At 40.3% G+C, this 8,948-nt stretch carries 10 protein-coding genes; 3 read left to right on the top strand and 7 right to left on the bottom strand.

Annotation, left to right across the window (positions count from 1 at the left end):
• Nucleotides 1-218: 218 nt before the first annotated feature.
• Nucleotides 219-701 (bottom strand): DUF2656 domain-containing protein, encoded by a 483-nt coding sequence (locus BJP37_RS30070; RefSeq protein WP_075904399.1) that lies wholly within the window; start codon nucleotides 699-701, stop codon nucleotides 219-221.
• Nucleotides 702-870: 169 nt separating this feature from the next.
• Nucleotides 871-1,590 carry a metal ABC transporter ATP-binding protein gene (locus BJP37_RS30065; RefSeq protein ID WP_075904397.1) on the bottom strand — a complete coding sequence of 240 codons (720 nt, stop codon included), beginning with the start codon at nucleotides 1,588-1,590 and terminating at the stop codon, nucleotides 871-873.
• Nucleotides 1,591-1,715: 125 nt separating this feature from the next.
• Here BJP37_RS30065 and BJP37_RS30060 point away from each other — a divergent pair, with 125 nt between their 5' ends.
• From BJP37_RS30060 to BJP37_RS44060, 3 genes are all read left to right on the top strand, one after another.
• Nucleotides 1,716-2,798: a metal ABC transporter solute-binding protein, Zn/Mn family gene (locus BJP37_RS30060; protein ID WP_075904395.1), complete on the top strand. Its 1,083-nt coding sequence runs from the start codon at nucleotides 1,716-1,718 to the stop codon at nucleotides 2,796-2,798.
• An 88-nt stretch (nucleotides 2,799-2,886) separates the two neighbouring features.
• Entirely contained in the window at nucleotides 2,887-3,018 is a 132-nt protein-coding gene (locus BJP37_RS44065) for a hypothetical protein (protein ID WP_269087091.1), read from the top strand.
• Between the two features lie 448 nt (nucleotides 3,019-3,466).
• Nucleotides 3,467-3,598 carry a hypothetical protein gene (locus BJP37_RS44060; RefSeq protein WP_269087090.1) on the top strand — a complete coding sequence of 44 codons (132 nt, stop codon included), beginning with the start codon at nucleotides 3,467-3,469 and terminating at the stop codon, nucleotides 3,596-3,598.
• A gap of 356 nt (nucleotides 3,599-3,954) precedes the next feature.
• Here BJP37_RS44060 and BJP37_RS30045 read toward each other — a convergent pair whose 3' ends face one another.
• The 5 genes from BJP37_RS30045 to BJP37_RS30025 are packed head-to-tail and all read right to left on the bottom strand — an operon-like array spanning nucleotide 3,955 to nucleotide 8,695.
• Nucleotides 3,955-5,247, bottom strand: coding sequence for an MFS transporter (locus BJP37_RS30045; protein ID WP_075904390.1), 1,293 nt, complete (start codon nucleotides 5,245-5,247; stop codon nucleotides 3,955-3,957).
• A 9-nt stretch (nucleotides 5,248-5,256) separates the two neighbouring features.
• Nucleotides 5,257-6,174, bottom strand: a complete 918-nt coding sequence (locus BJP37_RS30040; RefSeq protein ID WP_075904388.1) for a sulfotransferase domain-containing protein — start codon at nucleotides 6,172-6,174, stop codon at nucleotides 5,257-5,259.
• Between the two features lie 39 nt (nucleotides 6,175-6,213).
• Entirely contained in the window at nucleotides 6,214-7,032 is an 819-nt protein-coding gene (locus BJP37_RS30035; RefSeq protein WP_075904386.1) for a sulfotransferase domain-containing protein, read from the bottom strand.
• Nucleotides 7,033-7,035: 3 nt separating this feature from the next.
• Complete coding sequence (locus BJP37_RS30030) at nucleotides 7,036-7,800, bottom strand: MBL fold metallo-hydrolase (RefSeq protein WP_075904384.1); 765 nt, start codon at nucleotides 7,798-7,800, stop codon at nucleotides 7,036-7,038.
• Nucleotides 7,784-8,695 carry a hypothetical protein gene (locus BJP37_RS30025; RefSeq protein ID WP_143727865.1) on the bottom strand — a complete coding sequence of 304 codons (912 nt, stop codon included), beginning with the start codon at nucleotides 8,693-8,695 and terminating at the stop codon, nucleotides 7,784-7,786. The genes BJP37_RS30030 and BJP37_RS30025 overlap by 17 nt, the downstream gene beginning before the upstream one ends.
• Nucleotides 8,696-8,948 lie beyond the last annotated feature (253 nt).

The raw sequence follows: 8,948 nt of genomic DNA, 5'->3' as shown, positions 1-8,948 counted from the left end.
GGTTCCCCCCATGAGCAACTGCCGTGGTTTCCCCCATGAGCGACTGCATCAAGACAGATAATTGCTATATAAATATATCATTAACATAAATATATCATTAACAATCTTACCTTGCGGATTTTCAATAACACCAAAAATCCTCCAAACTATTTCATCCTGCTCCCTGCTCCCTAAAAGCAAATAATTTGTACCTCACCCAATTTAAAACTGCTGTAACTTTAGGATGCAGTATTATTTATTTTTTCAATCTTGAAAACATTGTCAATAGTTTTACCAGCTGTTTTTTCATCCCATCCTAGGGCTGTTAAAAATTGATTGGCTGAGGTGGTTTCTACAACATCAACGCCCCATTCTCCGGTTTGTAGAGTATCAGGAGAATTACTTAAGGGTGGAGTTTTCTTTAAACCTCCTAATATTAAGATATCTGGCAGAAAATCCCCCTTTTTTTGACTAATCCGCTTCTCGTCTAGAGCTTGAGCGCACAATTCTCCAACTTGAGGTGGGGTAAGCTCTTGAGTAGGGAATAAAATTTCAACCATCCAATGGGGATGATCTAACTTACGACACTTTAAGGATGGATAGTTACTTAATCCTTCAGCAAATACCTGAGTAAATTCTTCCCGGTTTAGTTCAGGAAAACTATCGTCTGATAGTTCAAAGTTATGGGAAAGCAACATCCGACCAGTTTGAGAGTCAGTCATGAGTCCTGTAATATCCTGTTTGATCAATTTTCCAGCCCAGCAAGAATCAGTATATATTAGGTTGGGTTCATTGCTGAACAGTGAACCCTAACAGGTATTACTCTCTGACTTTGGGACTGACCGAGTTAGCACGCTCCGCACTCAGACCTAAGCACTCAAAACTCACCCCTCAAGCTGCGGCCAAACTCATCACTTTACCATAAGCCTTGCTCAGGTTTTCTGGTGTCAGCACTTGGGCCCTTGAACCCACAGCAATCAGTTGCTTATTCAATAAGAGGAGTTGATCATAATGAGCTAAGGTTTCTCCTAAGTCATGGCTGATCACGAGCAACGTTTTGTCTTGGGATTTAAGTTCACTAAAAACCTCAAAAATAATCTCTTCCGTCTTTTTGTCGATGCCCACAAATGGCTCATCAAAAAATAATAACTCGGCTTGTTGAGCTAGAGCCCGCGCTAAAAATACCCGCTGCTGCTGTCCACCAGAGAGTTCGCCAATTTGACGGTGGCGATACTCGAACATACCCACCCGTTCTAACGCATTCTTAACAATTTCCTTAGATTGGCGACTAGGAGACCTAAACCAACCGGTGTGGACTGTACGACCCATCATGACTACATTCCATACCGTAATCGGATAATCCCAATCAATTTGCGATCGCTGAGGAACATAAGCCACCCGTTTTAATTGACTCCGGAGCGGACGGGCTGCCAATTTCACTACCCCCTTCACTGCTGGAATCAGTCCCAGCATCGCCTTAACCATAGTACTTTTGCCAGCACCATTGGGTCCCAGTAAGCCAGTTAATTGTCCTGGCTGGAGGGAGAAGGATATATCACAAATAGCCCAAGTGTCTCGGTAACAGACTCCTAGGTTATGGACTTCTAACATTAGGTTTTGTGAAAATGACTACCACTATCATAGTGTAGCGTGGCTGCAACTGATTGTCGTTCTCAGCCTAAGCCTTGTAAAATGATTCTTGTTCTTGATAGCTACAAATTTAAGCGGGTTGATCTATGCTGAAACCCTTACCAGTTAAACTTCGGACGCTCTTAGCTAGTGGTGCTCTCGCCTTTGGGGTAGCACTAGGTGGTTGTAGTCAAAGCAGTGAAACCTCATCAAGGGAGAAGCCACTAGTGGTAGCATCCTACAGTGTGCTTTGTGACTTAACAACAGAAATTGCCCAAGATACCATTGATATGACCTGTCTAATCGAACCAGGTCAAGACCCTCATACCTACAAAGCTACCACCTTAGCTCGCCAATCCCTAGAGCAAGCCCAACTAGTTCTATACGGTGGCTACGACTTTGAACCAGAAATTATTAAATTAGTTCAAGCCACTAATACACCAGTTCCTAAAATAGCAGTGCATGATCAAGCTGTGCCTAGTCCAATTATGGCGGAAGCACATCACCACGATGATCACGAGCAAGAAAAGGATGACCATAAGGATGACCATAAGGATCACCATGACCATGACCATGACCATGAGGAAGAAAAGACAGGATCCGCTCAGAGTGATGAGGAACTAGAGCCCGACCCCCATATTTGGCATAATGTCCAACATGCTATCAAGATGGTGGAAGTAATTCGTAGCCAACTGGCAGCAGTTAACCCAGATGATCAGGAATTGTATGCTAAGAATGCCAAACAGCTAACCACTAACCTGGAACAGTTGGATGCTTGGGTAAAAGCACAAGTTGCTACCATACCCAAAGGGCAACGCCAACTAATTACTACCCATGATGCCCTAGGGTACTACATTAACGCTTACGGTTTTTCTGATTCTGATGCGTTGCAAGGGCTTAGCGCAGAAGAAGCACCGACAGCAGCACGGGTGAAAGAACTGGTACAGAAGATTAAGAAAAGTAAGGTACCAACAATTTTCGCCGAAGTAACAACAAATGATAAGGTTATTGGCACTGTCGCCAGAGAAGCAAAGGTTAAACTCTCAGAGCAAAAGTTATTGGTTGATGGTCTAGGAGAAAAAGGGAGTGATACTGGAACTTATATTGGCATGATTACTAGCAATACCTGTGCCATTGTGGATGGGTTGGGCGGAAATTGTTCTTCTTTTGATGGCAAAGCTGCTAAATGATTGGCGTTGCTGAATTAAGGAATGAATGGACGATCATCTGGTTTTCTTAAAGCCCCCTAAATCCCCCAATTTTGGGGGACTTGTCTTGATGCAGTCGCTCATGGGGGAAACCCCCTGTTCCCTTGCTGCATCGCTTGAGAGTTTTGTTCCCCCCAGCATTGGGGGGCTAGGGGGGCGAAACCATACTCAGAATCAGCAACGCCAAATGATTGGTAGCTGATATATAGCGTTAATTGCATGTATGAGGTACAATAATTAACCTCAAAGTCCCCCTTTTTAAGGGGGATTTAGGGGGATCCATTTGTACCTCATGAGTCCTATAAACGCTATAATTCTCCTCGAATACCGTTGCCAATAAATCCGCCAGTTTTGTAGAGGCGATCGCACCCACTAACCCTCCTTGCTGACTTCTGGGATTTGGAGGTATAGCAGAAGTCAGAAGTCAGAAGTTAGAAGTCAGAAGTCAAAAGTAAGCTAAGACTAGGTTTGCTGAGNTGGCATGATTACTAGCAATACCTGTGCCATTGTGGATGGGTTGGGCGGAAATTGTTCTTCTTTTGATGGCAAAGCTGCTAAATGATTGGCGTTGCTGAATTAAGGAATGAATGGACGATCATCTGGTTTTCTTAAAGCCCCCTAAATCCCCCAATTTTGGGGGACTTGTCTTGATGCAGTCGCTCATGGGGGAAACCCCCTGTTCCCTTGCTGCATCGCTTGAGAGTTTTGTTCCCCCCAGAATTGGGGGGCTAGGGGGGCGAAACCATACTCAGAATCAGCAACGCCAAATGATTGGTAGCTGATATATAGCGTTAATTGCATGTATGAGGTACAATAATTAACCTCAAAGTCCCCCTTTTTAAGGGGGATTTAGGGGGATCCATTTGTACCTCATGAGTCCTATAAACGCTATAATTCTCCTCGAATACCGTTGCCAATAAATCCGCCAGTTTTGTAGAGGCGATCGCACCCACTAACCCTCCTTGCTGACTTCTGGGATTTGGAGGTATAGCAGAAGTCAGAAGTCAGAAGTTAGAAGTCAGAAGTCAAAAGTAAGCTAAGACTAGGTTTGCTGAGTTTAGGAATGTCCTAAGCTTAATGCGTAGTGCTATATTAGATCCAATGGCGATCGCCCAAGATAGGAAACATCTCTATCGACTTATATCGTCAGCTGACGGTTGCGGTAACACATCACTGCACTCAGCAAACACAATAAAGCGCTCAATAAACCAATCATTTGATAAGTGTCAATATTAATAGCACCCATAGAAAATCTCCATACTCCTAATGTAAAATTTAAATAAAATCCAACAAAGAAAGGTACTATATTGCCTAGAATCATTCCGGTACTATTGAAGAAAGCCAATGCTGTAACTGCCGATCGCTCCGTGGCAGTATTGTGTACCCCAACCAGCAATGCCATTTTCAATCCCGATTGTAAAAAACCAGTAATAATAGCAATTAAGACCAGGCTGAGAGATGACAACTGCCACCAACCATAGGACAATTCAATAGGTTGCACAAATAGCCATAGTACTCCGACAGTTGCCAGCATTAAGACGATAATATATATGGTACGCATAAAGCCAATGCGATCTATGAGTCGCCCCCAAATTGCTATCCCAGTCAGAGTTCCTACTATATTTAATGTAATTAACTGGGAAATATAATTGGCATTAAGCTGTAACCCAATTGCTAAATAGGTGACAAACAGGGGCAAAGAAGAAAGAAAACATAAAGTCAAAATAGTTATTAATAAACGGTATTTTTTATTGGAAAATATTTCGCGGATATCATCTAAAAAATTCTGGTTGATTTTATAGGGAGATTGACTATTTTCATAAATTTTGATTTTATAAGTTATGAGTCCTGCAACTAAACAGTACATCATCAGCAAAACAACTATATATGCGTAATCATGTAGTGCTAATTTTTCTCCTAGCGTCACAGAAAGAATAGCAAAAAAAAGTAAATTAAACCCATGCACAGTCAGTCGCATTTTACCAAAAAACCATCCACGCTCTTCTGGAAGCGTAGATTCACGAATTATGGGTTGAAAAGCTACTCCTTTTGTAGTATTATGAACGATATTCATAAACAAAATAATAAGACAAAAAAAAGCAAAACCAAAGAGTTGATTTTTCCCATACACTATAGGCACAATCAGCATTAATGGTAGCAGTAAAAATAGTAAAGCAAAACCAATCATCAGAGTAGTTTGACTCCCCCAACGTTTTACAAAATAAATACCTGAAATCTGTAGCGGTATAAGTAAGGAAGGTAAACCAATGGCAAAACCGATTTGACTTTCTTGCAAACCGAGGATACTGGTTGCGTATAACTGAAGTAAGCTGGCATCAATAGCACCAAAACTGGTCATAAGAGGGATAATTGCAATATTCGACGCAATCAAAAGTTTTTGATTCTGAGAGCGTTCTTTTTCATTAAGCATATCGAGTTGTCACCATTTCATATCTAGATCTGGCATTAATTGCCTCAGTTTTTTATTCCAAGGAGCATAATACTCATCTAATAATGCTTTTGCTTCCTGTGGAATTGCTTCGTAGGGCTGAGCATTTCCTTTTGAAGCTTGCCCTCGAAGCACCCACAAGCCACGGGAATTTTGTTCAGCCAACGATCGGTAATCAAAGGGAGCCAATGTTAGAAATGTCAGGATTTTATCCATCACTTCAAAAGGCGATCGCTGAAAATCTTCTAATAGCACAACCCATAGCTGTTCTCGCGAAAAATATTTCAACCACGTTTCCAAATGCAAGGCATAGTGCCCTACGCTTAGCAGGCGATCGTAGGGATCGGGTTGGCTTGCTGACAATCGTCTTTTAATCAAAGAGACAAAATCAGTATCGACATATTCAGGAATGGCTCCTATCACGTCTTGTTCTGCCCTTCCCATTTGATAAGCTGAGTAAGCCCGTGCTGTTGGATTCCTCAATAAAACAATGAATTTTCCAGAGGGCATCATTCCACGAACCAGTTTGGGAATAGGCACACTTCGATTCCATTTGTCTAAGTAAGCTGGTGTTTTTTCAAATGTATAAATACAACGAGACAACAACTGCTCCTTGTCTCTTGACAGTAAATAAGCAGGATTGAGTAGATAGCGTATCCATTCAGTTTCAATATCTATTACTTCATCAAAAAAATGGCACTCTTCAGGCGCACCTTTAAGATTGGGATGCTGATCGAGCCAGGTATGCAGTTCGCGAGTGCCGCATTTCTGCGCGCCAATAATCAGGAAATTTGGGACTGCATAATAAGCATGGGTTTCATCGGGCAATGGATAAGCGACAATAACTCCCGCATCTAGATCGTCAAGGGTAACATCAGGATAATAGACTATTTTTGGGGCAATCACCATTGGTATATCTTAAGATTAAAATTTGTAATATTATCAAAGTTAATACAGTAAATAATTTTTATACTTGTCTAGCCAATGGTTTATGGTAAATGGATAATAGTTTTGAAACTTTACGGCATTTTCCCTACAAAGCTGAATCATTTTTATCAGATTATCATAGCTCAAGCCAAATTTTAAAGCTAGCTCAATGTTATTCTCTGAGGAATTAATGATATCTGGAGCGATGTTTATATTTTTATCGGCTTTAACAAAGTTGTCTTTAACAGTGTTGCTACGCTCTAGCACGAAGGGATTACTTGTTTCTATTCCTAAAAAATGCTTTAATGCTTCTAATGACTTTTCTCGGTACTCTTCTTCGACTATATTAATGATCACAATATCTTCGGGAGCGAAATAATCATAATACTGAGATAACTGTAGGGCATAATCGCTATAATTAATATATTTATTACGAATAGTTGAAAGGGCTTGATTGATATCCAATTTTTCTCTATCGACTAACAAGTTATGAAAAAAATGGGAAATCGATCGCTGTAATGGATCTCGAACTAGATAAATCAATTTAACGTTTTTCAAGACTTGCTTGATTCGCGCCGGTACCCCTGGATAGTCTGGATACTTTGTATAGTGGGTAGAAGCCTCCAGCTTTATTCCATTTAAGGGAGGAAACATTGCTAAATACCAGTCGATACCTGTTTCCCAGTTGCCTCCTCTATCTCTATCCACAAAAAATTTAGTATCCTTCACCACCGAGGGGTTGATTGATGGGCAGTTTTTAGACAAGGAATGAAACAGCGAAGTTGTTCCGCATTTCATCCCACCAATAATAATATAGTGTTTGCTTATATCCCTTTTCATGGATTAACTCCGGATAATCAGACCATCGTAAGCCATAACGATATTGTGATGAAAATCTTTTATCGATGCAAACAGCAACTCTTTGGTTTTAGGATCTGGATACTGTCGAGCGCCAAAATGAGTTATGATCACCTTCTCAGCATGAGTAGCAGTTAGCACTGCCTTAAGTTGTTCTATGTCAAGATGAAATCCATTTGTTTTCTTTCCTCCAACCGGGCAAGATTCAAGAATGAGAATATCACAATCCTTAGTTATACTCAAGAGAGAATCACATAAAATGGTATCAACACAATAACAAATAGATTTGTTATCTAATTGCAATTGAGCGCCTATCACTGGAGTATTATGTTTTAAGGCTTGAGTCTTTATGGTAAAATTATCGAAATTCAAGCTTGTATCTTTAGCCACTCGAATATCAACCGGAAATTTTAGTTGCTCTCTCGGCTTCACAAACGGAAAAGAAAACAAAGTCTCCAAGTAATGCTTTAGACTTTCATGGATAACAATCGTCAAAGAAGCGGGCTGGAACATCGGTAAAATATGTAGCCCATAACAGTGGTCTAAATGTAGGTGTGAAAGCATAACAGTAACATTTTTATCACGAACGCTTTCTCTGTCTATTTTTCTAACCCCAGTGCCTAAGTCGAACAAAACAATATCTCTATCATTTACGAATACCCCTACAGAATTAGTAGCACCTGATGTGCTGTCAAACCAACCGGAAGTTCCATAAAAGACGATTTCAAATGCTTTAGTCTCCTCTTTCATCAAAGTATCTCCTTATTTTTACAGCATATTCGTTGTTTTCATCGTACCATTGCCATGCTCCCCATTGATTAATTTTTAGATAATCAGCGATCGCAAAACTATTGTCCTGAATTAATTTGTGGCGATCAGAATAGCGACGATTTTTATAATCTCCCTGAACAATATGATAAATCGTATTTTCTAGGTAAGACACTCGTCCCTCAATGGTATCAAAAACTTTATCTCCCCAAGAATGATATAGATTAGAAAACGTATGATTTAAAAAAAGCGCTTTAACAAAAACCGAATGATATCCCATAGCAGAGGCCAATAAAACCTTGTCGCCACCTCCCAAAATCATAAAGTCGGGGAAGCCTATTTCTCTAATCGTGGTCGCCTTTGCCGCCCATCCAAAGCCCGGATTACATCCAAGACTTAAGCTGATGCCACTTTTACTGAAATAATCCTTAACTGTAATATCGCGATTGAAAGTCGTGACCACGGATTTGCGGCTAAGTCCAGTTAGAGAAAAATGGCCATTCTCAAGCTTTACATCTTCGACTCGATTGAAGATCTGAACCAGTCGGTAGCTTTTCAGTTTTTCTTTTAATTGCTCTTGCCAACCCTTGTTAGTAAAAAGAAGATCTGCATCAGCCCAAATAACATATTGATGCTCTTTATTCAAATGGGATAACGCTACGTTATAGAATCTTTCTTTTTGCCAAAGTACAGAAGCAGAGGGAATCTTGATTATTTTAAGATTCTGCGAGGAAAAAATACTGTCAGTATCTAAGCCATAACAAACCAGGATTATATCAACGTCTTCCCTTAAGTAAGCTAGTGCTTTGACAAGAGCCATATACCTGGATTTATTTTTTGAAAAATTAAAATAAGCTAGAATAACGACCGTATCCATAACTGCAGTGACCCTTTTCATTGGTACTACTATACAATGGAAAAGCTATACCCATAAAAAATATATAGGAATCCTAAATCATTTGACAACTGATTTAGGATTCCTAATATAGCCACTAATTGCATTATAGTGGTTTTTAATTAGGTGAGGTACATGTTTTTAGGGAGTAGGGAGCAGGGAGCAGGGAGTAGGGAGCAGCTCACAAGGGTAGGTTTTTTACAATTAGGAAGAGTCAGAAACAGCGAAAGAGCTA

Source organism: Moorena bouillonii PNG, assembly GCF_001942495.1.
GTDB lineage: Bacteria > Cyanobacteriota > Cyanobacteriia > Cyanobacteriales > Coleofasciculaceae > Moorena > Moorena bouillonii.
The sequence above is the reverse complement of the archived record's forward strand: the minus strand, read 5'-3'. Positions and strand labels throughout refer to the sequence as shown.

Bases quoted from the DNA above. Each gene is read 5' to 3' on its own strand.
- BJP37_RS30025 (WP_143727865.1), bottom strand. From the start codon at position 8,695: ATGGATACGGTCGTTATTCTAGCTTATTTTAATTTTTCAAAAAATAAA.
- BJP37_RS44060 (WP_269087090.1), top strand. From the start codon at position 3,467: ATGCAGTCGCTCATGGGGGAAACCCCCTGTTCCCTTGCTGCATCGCTT.
- BJP37_RS30030 (WP_075904384.1), bottom strand. From the start codon at position 7,800: ATGAAAGAGGAGACTAAAGCATTTGAAATCGTCTTTTATGGAACTTCC.
- BJP37_RS30065 (WP_075904397.1), bottom strand. From the start codon at position 1,590: ATGTTAGAAGTCCATAACCTAGGAGTCTGTTACCGAGACACTTGGGCT.
- BJP37_RS30045 (WP_075904390.1), bottom strand. From the start codon at position 5,247: ATGCTTAATGAAAAAGAACGCTCTCAGAATCAAAAACTTTTGATTGCG.
- BJP37_RS44065 (WP_269087091.1), top strand. From the start codon at position 2,887: ATGCAGTCGCTCATGGGGGAAACCCCCTGTTCCCTTGCTGCATCGCTT.
- BJP37_RS30060 (WP_075904395.1), top strand. From the start codon at position 1,716: ATGCTGAAACCCTTACCAGTTAAACTTCGGACGCTCTTAGCTAGTGGT.
- BJP37_RS30035 (WP_075904386.1), bottom strand. From the start codon at position 7,032: ATGAAAAGGGATATAAGCAAACACTATATTATTATTGGTGGGATGAAA.
- BJP37_RS30040 (WP_075904388.1), bottom strand. From the start codon at position 6,174: ATGGTGATTGCCCCAAAAATAGTCTATTATCCTGATGTTACCCTTGAC.
- BJP37_RS30070 (WP_075904399.1), bottom strand. From the start codon at position 701: ATGACTGACTCTCAAACTGGTCGGATGTTGCTTTCCCATAACTTTGAA.